Source organism: Kitasatospora sp. NBC_00240 (assembly GCF_026342405.1).
In the GTDB taxonomy this organism is placed as follows: domain Bacteria; phylum Actinomycetota; class Actinomycetes; order Streptomycetales; family Streptomycetaceae; genus Kitasatospora.
In genome coordinates, this window is sequence record NZ_JAPEMU010000001.1 from 6,996,939 (window position 1) to 7,015,621 (window position 18,683).

General features: G+C 72.9%; 15 protein-coding genes and 1 pseudogene. 15 read left to right on the forward strand and 1 reads right to left on the reverse strand.

Going from position 1 to position 18,683, the window contains the following annotated elements; genetic code table 11:
• The 8 genes from murG to OG689_RS29980 all read left to right on the forward strand — a co-directional run bounded on the left by murG (nucleotide 1) and on the right by OG689_RS29980 (nucleotide 7,623).
• On the forward strand, nucleotides 1–1,107 hold the full coding sequence (murG, locus tag OG689_RS29945) for an undecaprenyldiphospho-muramoylpentapeptide beta-N-acetylglucosaminyltransferase (protein WP_266323968.1): 1,107 nt from the start codon (nucleotides 1–3) through the stop codon (nucleotides 1,105–1,107).
• Entirely contained in the window at nucleotides 1,100–1,879 is a 780-nt protein-coding gene (locus OG689_RS29950) for an FtsQ-type POTRA domain-containing protein (RefSeq protein ID WP_266323969.1), read from the forward strand. The genes murG and OG689_RS29950 overlap by 8 nt, the downstream gene beginning before the upstream one ends.
• 334 nt (nucleotides 1,880–2,213) lie before the next feature.
• Nucleotides 2,214–3,422: a cell division protein FtsZ gene (ftsZ, locus tag OG689_RS29955; RefSeq protein WP_266323970.1), complete on the forward strand. Its 1,209-nt coding sequence runs from the start codon at nucleotides 2,214–2,216 to the stop codon at nucleotides 3,420–3,422.
• A gap of 11 nt (nucleotides 3,423–3,433) precedes the next feature.
• Nucleotides 3,434–4,168, forward strand: a complete 735-nt coding sequence (gene pgeF / locus OG689_RS29960) for a peptidoglycan editing factor PgeF (RefSeq protein ID WP_266323971.1) — start codon at nucleotides 3,434–3,436, stop codon at nucleotides 4,166–4,168.
• Nucleotides 4,165–4,998: a YggS family pyridoxal phosphate-dependent enzyme gene (locus tag OG689_RS29965; RefSeq protein WP_266323972.1), complete on the forward strand. Its 834-nt coding sequence runs from the start codon at nucleotides 4,165–4,167 to the stop codon at nucleotides 4,996–4,998. The genes pgeF and OG689_RS29965 overlap by 4 nt, the downstream gene beginning before the upstream one ends.
• Nucleotides 4,999–5,209: 211 nt before the next feature.
• Entirely contained in the window at nucleotides 5,210–5,812 is a 603-nt protein-coding gene (locus OG689_RS29970; RefSeq protein WP_073923336.1) for a cell division protein SepF, read from the forward strand.
• Between the two features lie 117 nt (nucleotides 5,813–5,929).
• Nucleotides 5,930–6,217, forward strand: a complete 288-nt coding sequence (locus OG689_RS29975; protein WP_073923337.1) for a YggT family protein — start codon at nucleotides 5,930–5,932, stop codon at nucleotides 6,215–6,217.
• A gap of 53 nt (nucleotides 6,218–6,270) precedes the next feature.
• Nucleotides 6,271–7,623, forward strand: a complete 1,353-nt coding sequence (locus OG689_RS29980; RefSeq protein ID WP_266323973.1) for a DivIVA domain-containing protein — start codon at nucleotides 6,271–6,273, stop codon at nucleotides 7,621–7,623.
• A 598-nt stretch (nucleotides 7,624–8,221) separates the two neighbouring features.
• On the opposite strand, the gene ileS is transcribed toward OG689_RS29980, so the two are convergent.
• Nucleotides 8,222–11,350, reverse strand: a complete 3,129-nt coding sequence (ileS, locus tag OG689_RS29985) for an isoleucine--tRNA ligase (RefSeq protein ID WP_266323974.1) — start codon at nucleotides 11,348–11,350, stop codon at nucleotides 8,222–8,224.
• 697 nt (nucleotides 11,351–12,047) lie between these two features.
• On the opposite strand from ileS, the gene OG689_RS29990 reads away from it, so the two are divergent.
• The 7 genes and pseudogenes from OG689_RS29990 to OG689_RS30020 all read left to right on the forward strand — a co-directional run bounded on the left by OG689_RS29990 (nucleotide 12,048) and on the right by OG689_RS30020 (nucleotide 18,683).
• The gene (locus OG689_RS29990) at nucleotides 12,048–12,563 is read left to right on the forward strand and encodes a TraR/DksA family transcriptional regulator (protein WP_266323975.1); all 516 of its coding nucleotides are present in this window, start codon (nucleotides 12,048–12,050) and stop codon (nucleotides 12,561–12,563) included.
• A gap of 225 nt (nucleotides 12,564–12,788) precedes the next feature.
• Nucleotides 12,789–13,340, forward strand: a pseudogene (gene lspA / locus OG689_RS29995) (signal peptidase II); the annotation flags it as partial.
• A 264-nt stretch (nucleotides 13,341–13,604) separates the two neighbouring features.
• Nucleotides 13,605–14,543 carry an RluA family pseudouridine synthase gene (locus OG689_RS30000; protein WP_266323976.1) on the forward strand — a complete coding sequence of 313 codons (939 nt, stop codon included), beginning with the start codon at nucleotides 13,605–13,607 and terminating at the stop codon, nucleotides 14,541–14,543.
• 31 nt (nucleotides 14,544–14,574) lie between these two features.
• The gene (locus OG689_RS30005; protein ID WP_266323977.1) at nucleotides 14,575–15,033 is read left to right on the forward strand and encodes a GNAT family N-acetyltransferase; all 459 of its coding nucleotides are present in this window, start codon (nucleotides 14,575–14,577) and stop codon (nucleotides 15,031–15,033) included.
• 381 nt (nucleotides 15,034–15,414) lie between these two features.
• Nucleotides 15,415–15,789, forward strand: a complete 375-nt coding sequence (locus tag OG689_RS30010; RefSeq protein ID WP_266323978.1) for a hypothetical protein — start codon at nucleotides 15,415–15,417, stop codon at nucleotides 15,787–15,789.
• Between the two features lie 139 nt (nucleotides 15,790–15,928).
• Nucleotides 15,929–17,839, forward strand: a complete 1,911-nt coding sequence (locus OG689_RS30015) for a hypothetical protein (protein WP_266323979.1) — start codon at nucleotides 15,929–15,931, stop codon at nucleotides 17,837–17,839.
• 115 nt (nucleotides 17,840–17,954) lie between these two features.
• Nucleotides 17,955–18,683, forward strand: a complete 729-nt coding sequence (locus tag OG689_RS30020; protein ID WP_266323980.1) for a hypothetical protein — start codon at nucleotides 17,955–17,957, stop codon at nucleotides 18,681–18,683.

Genomic DNA, 18,683 nt, shown 5'->3' on the forward strand with positions numbered 1-18,683 from the left:
GTGCATGTCGTACTCGCCGGCGGGGGGACCGCCGGTCACATCGAGCCGGCCCTCGCCCTCGCGGACGCCCTCCGCAGGCATGACCCGTCCATCGGGATCACCGCCCTGGGCACCGAACGCGGACTGGAGACCCGGCTGGTGCCGGAGCGCGGCTACCAGCTGGAGCTGATCCCGGCCGTGCCGCTGCCCCGCAAGCCCACCCCCGAGCTGATCACCGTCCCGGGCCGGCTGCGCGGCACCGTACGGGCCGCCCAGGAGATCATCGAGCGGGTCAAGGCGGACGCCGTGGTCGGCTTCGGCGGCTACGTCGCGATGCCCGCCTACCTGGCCGCCAAGCGCGCCGGGGTGCCGATCGTGGTGCACGAGGCGAACGCCCGCCCGGGACTGGCCAACAAGATCGGTGCGCGGTACAGCGACTTCGTCGCGGTCTCCACGCCGGACAGCAAGCTGCGCGACTCCCGCTACATCGGGATCCCGCTCCGCCGCACCATCGCCACCCTGGACCGCAACGCGGCCCGGCCCGAGGCCCGGCAGTACTTCGGCCTCGACCAGCGGCTGCCCACCCTGCTGGTGTCCGGCGGCTCGCAGGGCGCCCGGCGCCTGAACGAGACCATCCAGACCATCGCGCCGCGCCTGCAGCAGTACGGCGTGCAGATCCTGCACGCGGTGGGCCCCAAGAACGAGCTGCCGGTGGTCGACGACATCCCCGGGATGCCGCCGTACCGGGTGCTGCCGTACGTGGACCGGATGGACCTCGCGTACGCCGCCGCCGACCTGATGCTCTGCCGGGCCGGCGCGATGACCGTCGCCGAGCTCGCGGCGGTCGGGCTGCCGGCCGCGTTCGTCCCGCTGCCGATCGGCAACGGCGAGCAGCGGCTGAACGCCCAGCCGATGGTCAAGGCGGGCGGCGGGCTGCTGGTGGACGACGCCGAGCTGTCCCCGGACTGGGTGCTGAACAACGTGCTGCCGGTGCTCACCGACCCGCAGCGGCTCTGGGACATGAGCCGGGCGGCCGCCGAGTTCGGCCGCCGGGACGCCGACGACCTGCTGGTCGGCATGGTGTACGAGGCGATCGAGGCGGCGCGGGGTGGTCGCCGCCGTGGCTGACGGCCCGCCCGGCGCCGGTGCGTATCAGGACGAGGAGGAGGCCGAGGAGTACGCTCCCCGGCTCCGCCTCTCCCGGCGCGGCTTCACGGTGCTGGGCGTGCTGACCGCCGCCGTGCTGGGCACGCTGTCCTGGCTGGTTTTCTTCTCCTCGGTGCTCGATGTACGAAGCGTCTCGGTGCAGGGCATGCGGGACGACCGGCTGACGGCCGACCAGGTCCGCCAGGCGCTGGGCGGGCTCGCCGAAGGGCCGCTGGCACAGGTGGACCTGGCGGACGTCGAGCGCCGGGTGAAGGCCGTCCCGCGGGTGGCCGACGCCGAGGTCTGGCGCGGCTGGCCGCACACCCTGCGGGTCAAGGTGGAGCAGCGCAAGCCGGTCGCCGCCGTCAAGGGCGAGGACGGGCAGTTCACCCAGGTGGACGCCGGCGGGGTGAGCTTCGCCACCGAGCCGACCGCACCCGCGGGTGTGCCGGTGGTGGAGCTGCAGCTGAGTCAGCAGGCGAACGATGCGCTCGAGGTGATCACGCGCCAACAGCTCGTGCAGGGCGCCGTGGCGGTCGCCGCGGGCCTGCCCGAGGACGTCGCGAAGCGGGCCGGTGCGGTGCTGGTGCACAGTTACGACGACATTCAACTGCAGCTCAGCGGTGGTGGAACGGTGCGCTGGGGGAGTCCGGACCGGACCGAGCGCAAAGCCAGGGTGCTGACCGCGTTGATGCGCCAGAAAGCGGCGAATTACGACGTGAGTGTGCCGGAGGCGCCGGCGTTGTCCGGATGATCCGGTAGGTTTCTGCCTGGATGAGTTTGGCGGTCACCCCGGTTTCCCAGGCCGGTTGATGATCACATAGGCTCAAAAGAAAAAAGGGAAGCTCGGCGTGTTCGTTGAACACGGGCTCGCCGCGACCTAGTGTCCTGTGTCACCAGGCTGTGTCCCACGGTGATGTGACAGAGGCGCAGCAACAACCCTAAAGGTCAAGTTTAGGGTTCGGGTCGGCGGTCGGCATTTCGGACATTCAGTCAGGAACCAGGCTCCCCACCCATCGACATCCGTCGGTACGGCGCGCACCCGGGCGCCGCACCGACCCGGAAATTCGAGGCGAGAGGCCTTCGACGTGGCAGCACCGCAGAACTACCTCGCAGTCATCAAGGTCGTCGGCATCGGCGGCGGCGGTGTCAACGCCATCAACCGGATGATCGAGGTCGGTCTCAAGGGCGTCGAGTTCATCGCGATCAACACCGATGCGCAGGCCCTCCTGATGAGCGACGCCGACGTCAAGCTCGATGTGGGCCGTGAACTCACCCGGGGCCTCGGCGCCGGCGCGAACCCGGAGGTCGGCCGCAAGGCGGCCGAGGACCACCGCGAGGAGATCGAGGAGGTCCTCAAGGGGGCCGACATGGTCTTCGTGACCGCCGGCGAGGGCGGCGGCACCGGCACCGGCGGCGCGCCCGTCGTGGCCAACATCGCCCGCTCGCTCGGCGCCCTCACCATCGGCGTCGTCACCCGCCCCTTCACCTTCGAGGGCCGCCGTCGCGCCAACCAGGCCGAGGACGGCATCGCCGGCCTGCGCGAAGAGGTCGACACCCTCATCGTGATCCCCAACGACCGGCTGCTGTCCATCTCGGACCGCCAGGTCAGCGTGCTGGACGCGTTCCGCTCCGCCGACCAGGTGCTGCTCTCCGGCGTCCAGGGCATCACCGACCTGATCACCACCCCCGGCCTGATCAACCTCGACTTCGCCGACGTCAAGTCGGTCATGTCCGAGGCCGGCTCGGCACTGATGGGCATCGGCTCCGCCCGGGGCGAGGACCGTGCCAAGGCGGCCGCCATCATGGCGATCTCCTCGCCGCTGCTGGAGGCCTCCATCGACGGCGCCCGCGGCGTGCTGCTCTCCATCTCCGGCGGCTCCGACCTCGGCCTGTTCGAGATCAACGAGTCGGCCCAGCTGGTCAGCGAGGCCGCGCACCCCGAGGCCAACATCATCTTCGGTGCGGTCATCGACGACGCGCTCGGCGACGAGGTGCGGGTCACCGTGATCGCGGCCGGCTTCGACGGCGGCCAGCCTCCGGCGATCGTCCGCGACCCGGTGGTCAAGGCCTCCCCGGCCCCCGCGCCAGCCGCCCCCGAGCGCCCGGCCACCCGGCCGTCGTACGGGAGCATCGGCTCGGTGACGGCGCGCTCGGACGGCGAGTCCGGCTCCCGGCACTCCGACTCCCCGGCCACCACGACCGCCTCGCCGGTGCCCCCGCAGGTGCAGCCGGTCCGGCAGCCCTACGTGGAGAGCCCCGCCGAGGAGCTCGATGTGCCCGACTTCCTGAAGTAGGCACAGCCCGAGTGAAGCGGTTCGATACGCGAAACGGTGCTCACTTCGCCTTCACCGACCGGTGGGGCGGGGTGAGCATTTCGCCGTACGGGGAACTGAACCTCGGCGGCGCGGTGGGCGACGATCCGGTCGCCGTGCTGGAGAACCGGCGGCTGGCGGCCCGCTCGCTGGGCCTGGACCCGGCGGACGTGGTCTGGATGAACCAGGTGCACGGCGCGGACGTCGCCGTCGTGACGGAGCGGCAGCCGCAGGGATCGGCCCCGACGGTGGACGCGGTGGTCACCGACCGCCCGCTCGCCCTCGCGGTGCTGACCGCGGACTGCACGCCCGTCCTGCTGGCGGACCCGGTGGCGGGGGTGGCCGGTGCGGCGCACGCCGGCCGGCCGGGCCTGGCGGCCGGGGTGGTGCCGGCGGTGGTGCGGGCGATGGTGGAACTCGGCGCCCGGCCGGAGCGGATCGTGGCCGCCACCGGCCCCGCGGTCTGCGGGCGGTGCTACGAGGTGCCCGAGGAACTGCGGGCGGAGGTGAGCGCCCTGGTGCCGGCCGCGTACGCGCGGACCTCCTGGGGCACCCCGGCCCTGGACGTGCCGGCGGGAGTCGCGGCCCAACTGGCCGGTGCGGGAGTCACCGAGTTGGTGCGATCATCTGACTGCACCCTCGAATCCGCCGATCACTTCTCCTATCGCCGCGAGCAGCGCACCGGCCGGCTCGCGAGCTACGTCTGGTTGGGCTCTGAACTCTCATGACGAATGACATCTACGGTCCGTTCCCGGGCGGCCCGCGCGCTTTCGGCCAGACTTTGCTGGACGCCCTGACGGACGGCCAGCGGGCCCGGTACGAGGAACTCGGGGCCAACCTCGACGTGGTCGAGCGCCGGATCGAGGCCGCCTGCCGGGCCGCCGGGCGCTCCCGCGACGAGGTCACCCTGATCGTCGTCACCAAGACCTACCCCGCCGAGGACAGCGCACTCCTGGCCGGACTCGGTGTCACGGACGTGGCGGAGAACCGGGACCAGGACGCGGCCCCCAAGGCCGAGTTGTGTGCGAACCTTCCGCTGGAGTGGCACTTCGTCGGCCAGCTGCAGACCAACAAGGTCCGCTCGGTCGTCCGGTACGCGAACCGGGTGCACTCGGTGGACCGGCTGCGGCTGGTCGGCTCGCTCTCGGCGGCCGTGCTCAAGTCGGAGCGCCCCGAGCTGGGTTGCCTGGTCCAGGTCGCCCTGGACAAGGAGGCCGGCGAGGTGGGGGCGGTTCCCGGCTCGCCGGGCTCGGGGGAGGGCCGGGCAGGGGTGGCCCCGGCCGACGTGGCCGCGCTGGCCGACGCGATCGCCGCCGCACCCGGGCTGCGGCTCGACGGCGTGATGACGGTGGCTCCGCTGGCCGGACCGCTGGCCGGCGACCCCGCCAGGGCTTTCGAGCGGCTGGCGGAAATCTCAACCGCCGTACGGGCGAGCCATCCTGCTGCCACCATGGTTTCCGCGGGAATGAGCGGCGACCTTGAGCAGGCCGTGGCCGCCGGAGCGACACATGTGCGCGTCGGAACGGCGGTACTCGGAGTGCGGTCACCCCTCGGGTAACGTCACCGGGTAGTAGATCAGACTGCAGGACAAAACAGGACAGAACCTAGCAGCTTTGCAGAGCGCTAGCGAACCGTGGATCGCAACTTCACGACTCTCACGAGCCCGCCCGGACCTGTAGTCCGGCGAGCCCGCCCCGGGGTCGCGGAATCCGCAGGCGAAGGCCGCCGGTGACGGAGCCGATCCACCACAGAGCGGAGGAGACAGGAGAATGGCCGGCGCAATGCGCAAGATGGCGGTCTACCTCGGCCTCGTGGAGGACGAGACGTACGACGGCCAGGGGTACGACCCCGACGACGACTACGACGCGGACCCCGAGCCGATCCGCACCGGGCGGACGGAGGACATCCCCCGCCCCGCGGCCGCACAGCCCGCCCCCGTCGCCCAGATCGCACCGCAGCCCGTTCCCGCCGCGGTCCCGATCCGTCAGGAGACCCCGAGGATGGCCCCAGTGTCGTCCATCACACCCGAACGCCGCCACAACCTGGAGAAGAGCGCCCCGGTGATCATGCCCAAGGTCGTGAACGAACGAGAGCCCTACCGCATCACGACGTTGCACCCCAGGACCTACAACGAGGCCCGTACCATCGGGGAACAGTTCCGTGGCGGGACTCCTGTGATCATGAATTTGACCGAGATGGACGACACCGACGCGAAGCGCCTCGTAGACTTCGCCGCTGGACTCGTCTTCGGTCTGCACGGCAGTATCGAGCGCGTGACACAGAAGGTGTTCCTGCTGTCGCCTGCTAACGTCGATGTCACGGCGGAGGACAAGGCCCGTATCGCCGAGGGTGGGTTCTTCAACCAGAGCTGACCCGGCCACGACTGTATGTGTGGTTCTGATCGACAGTGAGTTAGCGACAGTTCAGCGAGCGACAAGCCGGACCGCAGAGCAAGCAACAAGCCGAATGGCCAGGGAGAGGGATTCTCGATGGGGATCGTGGGGGCAGTGCTCGGTTATGCACTGACCGTCTTCCTGGTGTTCCTGCTCTTCCGGCTGGTCATGGACTGGGTCTTCCAGTTCGCACGTTCGTGGCAGCCCGGCAAGGCCATGGTCCTGGTCCTGGAGGCCACGTACACTGTCACGGATCCGCCGCTCAAGCTCCTTCGGCGGTTCATCCCGCCGTTGCGTCTCGGGGGCGTGGCGCTCGACCTGTCCTTCTTCGTACTGATGATCATTGTGTATGTCCTGATCTCGCTCGTGCAGCGCCTGTCGTAGGTGAGCGATGCGACAGGATGCCGGTGTGCCGACGATCACGTTGAGGTGAAGAGATGCCATTGACCCCCGAGGACGTTCGGAACAAGCAGTTCACGACCGTTCGCCTGCGCGAAGGCTATGACGAGGACGAGGTCGATGCCTTCCTCGACGAGGTCGAAGCCGAGCTGACCAAACTGCTCCGCGAGAACGAGGACCTGCGCGCCAAGCTGGCCGCCGCGACTCGTGCTGCCGCGCAGAACCAGGCCAACATGCGCAAGGAGCCGCAGCAGGACTCGCGGCCCGGCGCCCCTGTCCCGGCAGCCATATCCGGCCCGCCGGTGCCCGGGCAGCAGGGCCCCGGCCAGTCCATGGGCGGCCCGATGGGCCAGCAGCAGATGGGTGGCCCGCAGCAGCAGCAGCAGATGGGCCAGCAGCAGCAGATGGGCAACCAGCCGCTGGGCCTGCCCTCCGGTGCCCCGCAGCTGCCCGCCGGCCAGGGCGGCCCGATGCAGCAGCAGATGGGCCAGCAGCAGATGGGCCAGACCATGGGCGGCCAGCAGCAGCTGGTCCAGCCGATGGGCGGTCAGATGCTGCAGCCGATGGGCCAGCAGGTCCCCGGCCAGCAGATGGGCCAGCAGCAGCACCAGCAGCAGATGGGCCAGCTCCAGCCGATGGGCGGCCCGATGGGCGGTCCCATGGGCCAGCCGCAGCAGATGGGCGGCCCGATGGGCGGCCCCATGCAGCAGCAGCAGGCCCCCGGCGGCGACAGCGCGGCCCGCGTGCTCGCGCTCGCCCAGCAGACCGCCGACCAGGCGATCTCCGAGGCCCGTTCCGAGGCCAACAAGATCGTCGGCGAGGCCCGCAGCCGCGCCGAGGGCCTGGAGCGCGACGCCCGTGCCAAGGCCGACGCCCTGGAGCGGGACGCGCAGGAGAAGCACCGCGTCGCGATGGGCTCCCTGGAGTCCGCGCGGGCCACGCTGGAGCGCAAGGTCGAGGACCTTCGTGCCTTCGAGCGTGAGTACCGTACGCGCCTGAAGTCCTACCTGGAGACCCAGCTGCGCCAGCTGGAGTCGCAGGCGGACGACTCGCTCGCCCCGCCGCGCATCCCGGCCACCGCTTCGCTGCCGCCGGCCGCGTCGTCGATGGCCTCGGCCGGCGCCTCATCGATGAGCAGCGGCCAGCCCTCCTTCGGGGGTGGGCAGCAGTCCTTCGGCGGCCAGTCCTTCGGCGGGCAGAGCTCCTTCGGCGGCGGCAGCGGCCAGCCCTCCTTCGGCGGCCAGGCCTCCGGCGGATCGGGTGCACCGCAGATGGCCCCGGCCGGGATGACCCAGCCGATGGCGGCGGTCCGCCCGCAGCCTCCGCAGCCGATGCAGCAGGCTCCGGCGCCGATGCGGGGCTTCCTGATCGACGAGGACGGGGACAACTAGGTTGTCCTGCTAGGCGGTAGTACTTGAGGGCGCTCCCTCTGTGGCTTTGGCTGCGGAGGGGGCGCCTTTTTGTGCTTGGGGGCGGGGGGCGGGGGGCGCGGGGCGCGGGGGCGCGGGGGCGCGGGGGCGCGGGGGCGCGCGGGGTGGGGGTGCTCTCGGGAGGGTGGGTGCGGGGGTGGCTCCCGGGGTGGGCACTCCGGGGGGCTGCACGATTATCCGACTGCCGACTCTCGTGTGCCGGGTGCTCGCCGTTGGCAGTCGGATAATCGCGCACCACGCCCCCCTCCGCGCCCACCCCGTCCGCCACCCCCTCCCGCAGCGCGTCCCTCGGTGGGGGTGGGGGTGGGGGAGGGGGAGGGGGAGGGGGAGGTGGGGAGGTGGGGGGAGGTGGGGGGAGGTGGGGAGGTGGGGGAAGGTGGGGAGGGGGAGGTGGGGAGGGGGGTGGGTGCTGGGGGGTGCGCTGGGGAGGTGGTGGGCGGGGGCACGGAGCAGAGATCGGGAGTAGAAGCAGAGAGCGGGAGCGGGGGACGGGAGTCGGGGACGGGAACGGCGAAGCGGCCGCCTGCTCGGGTGAGGGGGCGGCCGCTTCGGGGGTGGGTCAGGCCTTGCGGAGTTGGAAGGTCAGGCCGAGGGATTCGTCGGTGAAGGGGGCGGACTCCCAGTCGGCGGTGCCGGCGGTGAAGTCGAGGGCGAGGACCTCTTCGGCGACCAGGGCGCCGTGTTCGGTGATCGCCTCGGTGGTCTCGTCGTTCGCGGCGGTCCAGCGCAGGACGATGCGGTCGGCGACGTCGAGGCCGGAGTTCTTGCGGGCCTCCTGGATCTGGCGGATGGCGTCGCGGGCGATGCCGAGGCGCTTGAGCTCCGGGGTGATGTGGAGGTCGAGGGCGACGGTGGCGCCGGACTCGTTGGCGACCGCCCAGCCCTCGCGCGGGGTCTCGGTGATGACGACCTCGTCGGGGGAGAGGGCGACGGGCTCGCCGTTCAGGTCGACGGTGGCGGTGCCGGTGGTGCGCAGGTCGGCGGCGAGGGTGGCCGCGTCGGCGGCGGCGACGGCCTTGGCGACGTCCTGGACGCCCTTGCCGAAGCGCTTGCCGAGGGCGCGGAAGTTGGCCTTGGCGGTGGTGTCGACGAGGGAGCCGCCGACGGCCGCGAGCGACTCGAGGGCGGTGACGTTGAGCTCCTCGGCGATCTGCGCGCGCAGGTCGGCGGGCAGTTCGTCCCAGCCCTGGGCCGCGATCAGGGCGCGGGAGAGGGGCTGGCGGGTCTTGACGCCGGATTCCGCGCGGGTGGCGCGGCCGAGCTCGACCAGGCGGCGGACCAGGGCCATGTGGCGCGAGAGGTCGGTGTCGATCAGGGACTCGTCCGCGACCGGCCAGGTGGCCAGGTGGACGGAGGCCGGGGCGCCGGGGACGACCGGGACGACCAGGTCCTGCCAGACCCGCTCGGTGATGAAGGGGGTGAGCGGGGCCATCAGGCGGGTGACGGTCTCCAGGGCCTCGTGCAGGGTGGCGAGGGCCGCCTTGTCGCCCTGCCAGAAGCGGCGGCGGCCGCGGCGGACGTACCAGTTGGAGAGGTCGTCGACGAAGCCGGAGAGCAGCTTGCCGGCCCGCTGGGTGTCGTAGGCCTCCAGGGCGGCGTCCACCTCGCGGACGAGGGTGTGCAGCTCGGAGAGCACCCAGCGGTCGAGCTGCGGGCGCATCTCGGGGGCGGGGTCGGCGGCGGACGGCGCCCAGCCGGTGGTCCGGGCGTACAGGGCCTGGAAGGCGACGGTGTTCCAGTAGGTGAGGAGGGTCTTGCGGACCACTTCCTGGATGGTGCCGTGGCCGACCCGGCGGGCCGACCAGGGGGAGCCGCCGGCTGCCATGAACCAGCGGACGGCGTCGGCGCCGTGCTGGTCCATCAGCGGGATGGGCTGCAGGATGTTGCCGAGGTGCTTGGACATCTTGCGGCCGTCCTCGGCCAGGATGTGGCCCAGGCAGACGACGTTCTCGTAGCTGTTCTTGTCGAACACCAGGGTGCCGACCGCCATCAGCGTGTAGAACCAGCCACGGGTCTGGTCGATCGCCTCGGAGATGAACTGCGCCGGGTAGCGCTTCTCGAAGAGCTCCTTGTTCTGGTACGGGTAGCCGTACTGGGCGAAGGGCATCGAGCCCGAGTCGTACCAGGCGTCGATCACCTCGGGCACCCGGGTGGAGGTGCCGCCGCACTCACGGCAGTCGAAGGTGACGTCGTCGATGTACGGGCGGTGCGGGTCGAGTCCACTCTGATCGGTGCCGGTCAGCTCGGACAGCTCGGCCAGCGAGCCGACGCAGGTGAGGTGGTTCTCCTCGCAGCGCCAGATCGGCAGCGGGGTGCCCCAGTAGCGGTTGCGGGAGAGCGCCCAGTCGATGTTGTTGTTCAGCCAGTCGCCGAAGCGGCCGTGCTTGACGTTCTCGGGGAACCAGTTGGTCGCCTCGTTCTCGCGGATCAGCGCGTCCTTGACGGCGGTGGTCCGGATGTACCAGGACGGCTGCGCGTAGTACAGCAGCGCGGTGTGGCAGCGCCAGCAGTGCGGGTAGCTGTGCTCGTACGGGAGGTGACGGAACAGCAGGCCGCGCTCCTGGAGGTCCTTGACCAGGGCCTCGTCGGCCTTCTTGAAGAAGATGCCGCCGACCAGCGGGACCTCGGGCGAGAAGGTGCCGTCCGCGAGGACCGGGTTGACCACGGGCAGGCCGTACTTGCGGCAGGTCGCGAGGTCGTCCGCGCCGAAGGCCGGGGACTGGTGGACGATACCCGTGCCGTCCTCGGTGGTGACGTAGTCGGCGTTGAGGACGTAGTGCGCGTTCTCGATCTCGACCAGGTCGAAGGGGCGGCGGTAGGCCCAGCGCTCCATCTCGGCGCCGGTGAAGCGCTCGCCGGTGGCCTCCCAGCCTTCGCCGAGCGACTTGGCGAGCAGCGGCTCGGCGACGACGAGCTTCTCGGTGCCGTCGGTCGCGACGACGTAGGTGACGTCCGGGTGGACGGCGGCGGCGGTGTTGGAGACCAGGGTCCAGGGCGTGGTCGTCCAGACCAGCAGGGCCGCCCGGCCGGCCAGCGGGCCGGAGGTCAGCGGGAAGCGCACGAAGACGGACGGGTCGACGACGGTCTCGTAGCCCTGGGCCAGCTCGTGGTCGGACAGGCCGGTGCCGCAGCGCGGGCACCACGGCGCGACCCGGTGGTCCTGGACCAGCAGGCCCTTGTCGAAGATCTGCTTCAGCGACCACCAGACGGACTGCACGTAGGACGGGTCCATCGTCCGGTACGCCTCGTCCAGGTCGACCCAGTAGCCCATCCGGGTGGTCAGCTCGGCGAAGGCGTCGGTGTGGCGGGTGACGGAGTCGCGGCACTTGGCGTTGAACTCGGCGATGCCGTACGTCTCGATGTCCTGCTTGCCGGAGAAGCCCAGCTCCTTCTCGACGGCCAGCTCGACCGGGAGGCCGTGGCAGTCCCAGCCGGCCTTGCGGGCGACGTGGTAGCCCTTCATCGTCCGGTACCGGGGGAAGACGTCCTTGAAGACGCGGGCCTCGATGTGGTGGGCGCCGGGCATGCCGTTGGCGGTCGGCGGGCCCTCGTAGAACACCCACTCCGGGCGGCCCTCGGACTGCTCCAGGCTCTGCTGGAAGACCTTGTTGTCCTGCCAGAAGCTCAGGATCTGGTGTTCGAGGGCGGGGAGGTCCACCTGGGCGGGGACGGGGTTGTAGGTGCTCATCGCGGTTTTCTACCTCCGGCGGATACGTGGGCCTGATCCGACGGAGGGACGAGACGGCATGCCGCCCCGCGGTACCACCCTCCTTGGCCGCGATGGTGACTGCGGCCCTCTTGTTTGGGCTTGCTGCCGGGTCTACTGGGCCGGTGGGGCCGTTCTTCCGGCGGCTCCGGGGTGATCTTCCCGCCGTGCACACCCCCGGGCTCGCACCGTCCCCGGGTCGCTGGTGGCTGCGTACGTCGGTACTCGTCCCATCTGCGCCTTGCAGGCCCAGTGTATCGGCCCCGGCAAGTCGGTTTGGCACCGCGAATCGCCCGGCCTCGGCGGGCCCCGCCCGATCTCCGCCTCCCGGCGCGGGCGCCGGACGGCCGCCCCGGCGGTCACCGGCGCCCCGGTCTGCGGTGCAGGTCGGAGACGGCGGGGGTGATTAGCGGATGACGATCTGGGCACAACTTGGTCAGCGCGCGGGCAGGTGCGGTTGGGCGCGGCTGGCCGGGTGGGATCGGCAGGGCGTATCGGTATGTCACGTTGTGACCGGATTTGATGGGGATTATCGTTCCGGCACTGGAGGCCGCCGGGAACCGGCGGCTCGATTCATTCGTAGATGGGGTCGAAAGCCATGGCTGAGAAGACAACCGTCGCGAGCACCGCAACCAAGCGGGCCCGCAAGGCCGTGGCAGGCGAACCAGGGGAGGGGACCGTGACCACTGCACGGCACAAGACCAGCACCGGCGCCGGGCGCGTGGCAGCGCCCGGCCGTACCCGCACGCCCGTCGGAACCGGGGCCAGAGCGGCCGGTGGCGGAGCCGAGTCGGTGGACCCGGCCGAGCTGCCCGTACGCGCCGGTGAGGACCCCTGGACCTCCGCGGAGGTCGCCGAGCTGCACGCCGAGCTGATCACCGAGCTGGAGCGCCTGCAGACCGAGATCGACGCCTCCGAGGCCGCGATCACCGGCCTGATGCGGGACTCCAACGACGGCGCCGGCGACGACCAGGTGGACGCGGGCACCAAGAACATCTCGCGCGAGAGCGAGCTGGCCCTCGCCAACAACGCCAGGGACAGCCTCGCCCAGACCGAGCGGGCACTGGCCCGACTGGAGAACGTCGGCTTCGGCGTCTGCGAGTCCTGCGGCCAGGCCATCGGCAAGGCCCGGATGCAGGCCTTCCCGCGGGCCACGCTCTGCGTGCAGTGCAAGGCGAAGCAGGAACGGCGGTAGCCAGGGCGTCGGACGGGGCCGGGCTTGCCGTACGCTCGACCCCGTAACGTCGGCCCTCCCCCAGCCTCCGGCCGGGGGGACCTCATTGCGGCAGCGGAGCGGATCATCAGTACGCCAGGTTCCCCCAAGACACGGGACGATTCCGTCCCGACCACTGCCGCTCCGGCGCAGACCCCCACCGGCGCGGAGCAGGATCCCGCGCGGGTGGCGGAGAGCGCGCAGACGGTGCACGGCGCGCGTCCCGCGTCGGCGGCCGAACCCGATCCGGCCCCGGCCGCCGGCGCCACCGGCATCGCCCGGCGCCGGCGGATCGGCGTCCTGCTGGTCGTCGCGCTGCTCGCCTACCTGGTCGACCTGGGCAGCAAGCTGCTGGTGGTCGCCCGCCTGGAGGGCCACTCGCCGATCGCGGTGCTCGGTGACGTGGTCACCCTCCAGGTGATCCGCAACGGCGGGGCCGCCTTCGGGATGGGCCAGGCGATGACGATCGTCTTCACCATGATCGCGACGGCCGTGATCGTGGTGATCTGGCGGATCGCCCGCCGCCTCTACAGCCTGCCGTGGGCGATCGCCCTCGGGATGCTGCTCGGCGGCGCGCTCGGCAACCTCACCGACCGGCTGTTCCGCTCGCCCGAGGTGTTCCGCGGCCACGTCGTGGACTTCATCTCGGTCCAGCACTTCGCCGTCTTCAACCTCGCCGACTCCGCCATCGTCTGCGGCGGCATCCTGGTGGTCCTGCTCTCCTTCCGCGGCAGCAACCCGGACGGGAGCACCCACCAGGCCGCCGCCAAGGCCGACCCGGAGCAGGACGGCCGGGCCGAGCCGAAGGCCGGCCCGGAGGCGGACGCCGAGGCGGACACCGAGGCGGGGTCCGGAGCCCGGGACGCCGCGGAGCGGGGCGACCGGGGGCCGGTGCAGAAGGACGGCGAGTAGCGCGGGGGCACCGCGCCGGGCACTGCCCAGGGCCTCGCGGCAGCGGCTGCCTCCGTGGTCGCGGCGGCCGGTGCGTAAGGACCGGCCCCGCGGTCCGGCATACTCGTACGGGTGAGTACCGCAGCGCAGACCCGCAGCCTCCCCGTTCCCGACGGCCTGGAGGGCGAGCGACTCGACGCCGCCCTCGCCCGGATGTTCGGTTTCTCCCGGACGAAGGCCGCCGAGCTGGCCGCCGACGGCAAGGTGACCATCGACGGGGCGACGGCCGGCAAGTCCGACCGGGTGATGGCCGGCTCCTGGCTGGAGGTCGAGATCCCCGCCCCCGCCGCGCCCGTGCGGATCGTCGCCGAGCACGTCGAGGGCATGCGGATCGTCCACGACGACGACGACATCGTGCTCGTCGACAAGCCGGTCGGCGTCGCCGCCCACCCCAGCCCCGGCTGGACCGGCACCACGGTCATCGGCGGCCTCGCCGCCGCCGGCTACCGCATCTCCACCTCCGGCGCCGCCGAGCGCCAGGGCGTCGTGCACCGCCTCGACGTCGGCACCTCCGGGCTGATGGTGGTCGCCAAGTCCGAGCGCGCGTACACCGACCTCAAGCGGCAGTTCCACGACCGCGTGGTGGAGAAGAAGTACAACGCGCTGGTCCAGGGCCACCCCGACCCGATGAGCGGCACCGTCGACGCCCCGATCGGCCGCCACCCCAGCTCGGACTGGAAGTGGGCCGTCACCCAGGCCGGCAAGCCGTCCGTCACGCACTACGACCTGATCGAGGCCTACCGCGCCGCCTCGCTGCTCGACATCAAGCTGGAGACCGGCCGCACCCACCAGATCCGGGTGCACATGTCCGCGCTGCGCCACCCCTGCGTCGGCGACCTCACCTACGGCGCCGACCCGACGCTCGCCAAGCGCCTCGGCCTGACCAGGCAGTGGCTGCACGCCGTCTCGCTCGGCTTCGAGCACCCGTCCGACGGCGAGTGGGTGCAGTTCAGCAGCGAGTACCCGGCGGACCTGCAGAAGGCCCTCGACGTGATCTCCTCGGAGAGCTGAGATGACCCCTGTGACCCCTGTGACGCCTGTGATGCCTGTGATCCGGGTGGCCGAGGGCGAGGCGGACCTGGCGCTGGTGCACGGTGTGCGCCGCGAGGTCTTCATCGTCGAGCAGCAGATCCCCGAGGACGAGGAGTGGGACGAGCTCGACGCCACCTCCGAGCACCTGCTCGCGATCGGCGCCGACGGCACCGCGCTGGGCACCGCCCGGCTGATCCACGGCGAGCAGGCCCTGAAGATCACCGGCGGCCTGCCGGGACGCGTCCTGCTCGGCCGGCTCGCGGTACTCAAGGCGGCCCGCGGCACCGGCCTCGGCGCCGTGCTGGTCCGGGCCGTCGAGGCGGCCGGCCGGGCCCGCGGTGCGACCGAGCTGGAGCTGCACGCGCAGGTCCAGGCCCTCGGCTTCTACGAGCGCCTCGGCTACACCGCCGAGGGCCCCGAGTACCTGGACGCGGGCATCCCGCACCGGACGATGACCCGGGTGCTGTAGCGGTTGCCCCCGCTCGGGGGCTGATGGTGTGACGGCGGTGCGCCCCGGTGCGGGGTGCACCGCCTTTTGCGTGCCGGGGGAGGAGGGGAGGGGCCTGCGTGTCTGCGTGGCGGGGTCGTCGGCGTGGCGGGGTCACCGGTGGGGCCGGTGGGGCCGGTGGGTCCCGGGGTCCGGTCGGGTGCGGTGGGACGGTGTGAGGGCGGTCGGACGGCGGTGCATCCCCGGTGCGGGGTGCACCGCCTTCGGCGTTTTCCGGGGTGGCTGGGGGCGGCCCGGTCCGGGCTTACGGATCAGTTACGCGCGTGCGGGATCGTCGGGTCCGGTGTTGATGCCGGGTACGGCGGGACGGTGGGTACGGGTGGGACGGCGGGGGTGGATCGGATGAGCAGCGGATCGTTCCGGATCGAGATCCAGGAGGTCGAGGCGGCCGCCAGGAGGATCCAGGCGGCCGTGCGGGAGCTGGAGCCGCCGGCCGGCACGGTCGGGACCGCGGTCGGGCGGGTGTCCCGGGCCGCCTACGGCACCGACCCGCTCGGCGTCGCGCTGCTCGGCGACGGCCGAGGCGCCGACGGGCTGGTCGGGCACCAGGAGCGGGCCCTCGACGGAATCCGCCGCTACCTCCGCAACTCCGCCGCGATGGCCGAGAACCTGCTGCTGATGTGCCGCGAGTACCGCGAGGCCGACGCCGGCCACGCCGCCGAGCTGGAGGGGATCCTCCGCGGGGCCGCTCCGGCCCCGCCCGCGCCGATCGGCTGACGGTCCGGTGCGTCCCCGGTCCCCCGGGCCGGCCCCGGTTCGGGAGGCCGGCCGGTGCGGCCGGGGTGCCCGGTCCCTCCACGTTTCAGCAGACCCGCCGAGTACGGCCGGTCCGGTCCGTCCGAGAGAGTGATCACCGATGATCGAGCTGCCCGCCGACCTGGCCGAGGTGCTCAAGACCGTCCGCAGCGAGGACGCCGGCGCGACGGCGGCCTTCCCCGACGGCGACGAGGACCAGCTCCTGGAGCTCGCCGAAGCCTGGGACGCCTGGAACCGCGCGGCCGACCCGCAGGTGCGCGCCATCGTGGCGAGCGCCCGGCAGGCCGCCGCCCACATGTCCGGGGAGGCCGCCGACAGCTTCCAGCAGTACCTGGAGAAGTACGCGGGCCGCGAGGACGCGCACGCGGTCACCACGCTGGAGATCGGGCTCGCCATGGCCCGCTGCCTGCGCGGTGCGTCCGACACCGTCGCCCGGGCCAAGAGCGCGATGGTGCTCCGGCTCCGGACCGTCAAGGAGCACCTGGACGGGGGCGCGCTCGGAGCCGTGCCCGACGCGGCCGGGCGCTCCCAGGTGGTCGGGCCGGTGGCGGACGCCTGCCGCCGCGACGTCCGGCAGGCGTCCGCGGACATCGCCTCGATGCTCCGGGGCAGTGCCGGCGTGGTCGAGCGGATGGACGACGCCGGCCAGGTCTGCGAGCTCGCCGGTGCCGGCGGCCGGGGCGGCCCGGCCACGGGTGCGGCGGACGGCGCCCCGGTCGCGGGACCGGCGGCCGGTACGGCTGGTACGGCTGGTGCGGTACGGCCAGCGCTCGCCGGTGCGGGCACGCTCGGGGAACCGCGTACGGGGTTCGCCTCCGCCGAGGTCCCCGGCCCGGCGGGCGGCGTGCCCTGTCGGCCTGGCGCCGTGACGACGCCGGGCCTGGACCTGGCCGGCTTCGCCGGTGCTGTCGGGGAAGTCGGAGGTGCTGGCGGCGTCGGTGGTGTCGGTGGTCCGGTCGGGGCGGGCGGTGTGGCTGGTGTCGATGCTGCTCCTGAGGTTCGTGGGGTGGGTGCGTCGAGTGGGTCCAGTGGGATGGCGGGTCGGGCCCGGGGCGTGGGCCCGACCGGCTTTCGGGGTGCCGGTCCTGGAGCGACTCTCGGTGCGGGGGCGGGTACGGCGTCCGGCCGGACGGGCACGGTCGGGCAGAGTGCACCGGGGACGCGGCGGCAGTTGTCGGCCTCGGGGACGGTCCCGGCGGCGGGAGCCGGTGCTGGGCGCGGAGCCGGTCCGGCGTCGGCCGGGGGCGCCGGTGCGGGCGGGGCCAAGCCCGGGGCGGGGCTGCCTGGCGGCGGCCGCGGAGCCGGGAAGAAGCGATCGCGGGCCGGGCGCCGGGCAGGCCTGGTCGGTCAGGACCTCCCCGAGGACGAAGCAGCGGTCGCCGACTCCGGTGTGCTCGGCCGGCCCGCCGAGGTGGTGGCCGACGACCGTCGGGCGCGGCGGGCGCACCGCCGGTGGCTGGACCAGGCCCGTACCGACGCGGGCCCGCCCGATCGGGCCGGAGCCCCGCCGGCCCGCGGGCAGCGGGACGCGGAGGCGCCCGAGCCGGCCGACGACCTGGTGACGAAGCTGGCCGGGGTGGTGCTGGGCCCCCGGGCGGGTGCGGCCGGCGGGGCCGAGGGCAGCGGCGGGCTGGGTGCGGGTGCGGGTGCGGCGGCGGCGGGGGCTGGTGCTGGTGCCGGTGCCGGAGTCGGCCCGGTCCTCCGGTCCGAGGCGGGCCGGGCCGACGGGGGCCCGCCCGGCGGAGCCCCGGCCGGGCCGGATGCCGCCGCGCAGCCCGTCCGGCTTCGCGAGGAGGGCGGCTACCGGGTGCCGAGCCCGAAACTGCGTGCCGCGCTGGCGAAGCTCGCGGCCGCCGGGGAGTTCGACAAGCCGGCTCCGGCCTCGGCTTCGGCCGGCCGGCCCACGGCGCCGGCAGCGGCCCCCGGCCCGGCGCAGATCCCCGAGCCGGCCGTCGAGCAGGCCGTCGAGCAGGCCACGGACCAGGCGTCCGGGCCGGGTTCCCGGCCGTAACCGGCCCCACGAACAACCAGTCACGCGCGGGCTGCCGGCCGACGGCCGAGGCCCGCAGCCATTCCGCGCACCGGTCGGCCGACCGGCGGGCGGCACACGTCGGTGAGGAAGCGTCATGGAAGATCTGTTCCGTACGAAGGTGCACGAGCCCGGCGGGGCCCGCCCACCCGTGCCGGTCCCTGCGAGCGGGCTGGAGACGGCGACCCCGGCGGCCCGCCCGTCGGACGCCGGGCCTTCGGGCGCCGGCACGGCGACCATGCTGGTGGAACGCGCGGTCGTGCCGGCACCGGCGGCACCGGCCGCCGGTGCGGATACCGCCGCGGCGGCCGCGAGTACCGGCCCGGCCGCGGCGAAGTCCGCGGGGACGGGCTTCACCGTGGCCCCGGAGCAGTACCGGGCGGCCGCCTCGCCGGTGCTCGCCGCCTCGGACCGGCTCTCCCGCCTGTACCTCGGCCTCGACGAGTACCTGACCAGCATGAATGCCACCGAGCCCTGGGGCGGCGACCACGCCGGCGAGCAGTTCGCCCAGGGGGAGAAGGGCTACCTCGCGTACAGCGCGGCCACCCTCAAGGGGCTGAAGACGCTCGCCCCGGCCCTGCACCGGATCGCGGAGGGCCTGAAGGCGATGGCGCAGAACTACGAGAACGCCGAGTCCGGCGTGGTCGCCCGCCTGCGCGGCCGTGGCCAGGACCTGGTGGCGGCCGCGCCGCTGCCGACCGCCCCGAACGTCTCCGCCGTCTCCACCGTTTCGGCAGGCGCCGCGGTGCCGGGCCCGCCGGTGCCGGCGGTGCCCGGCGCGGTGATCCGTGACATCGGTCGTGGCCGCACCGGTGGGAGGCACTGA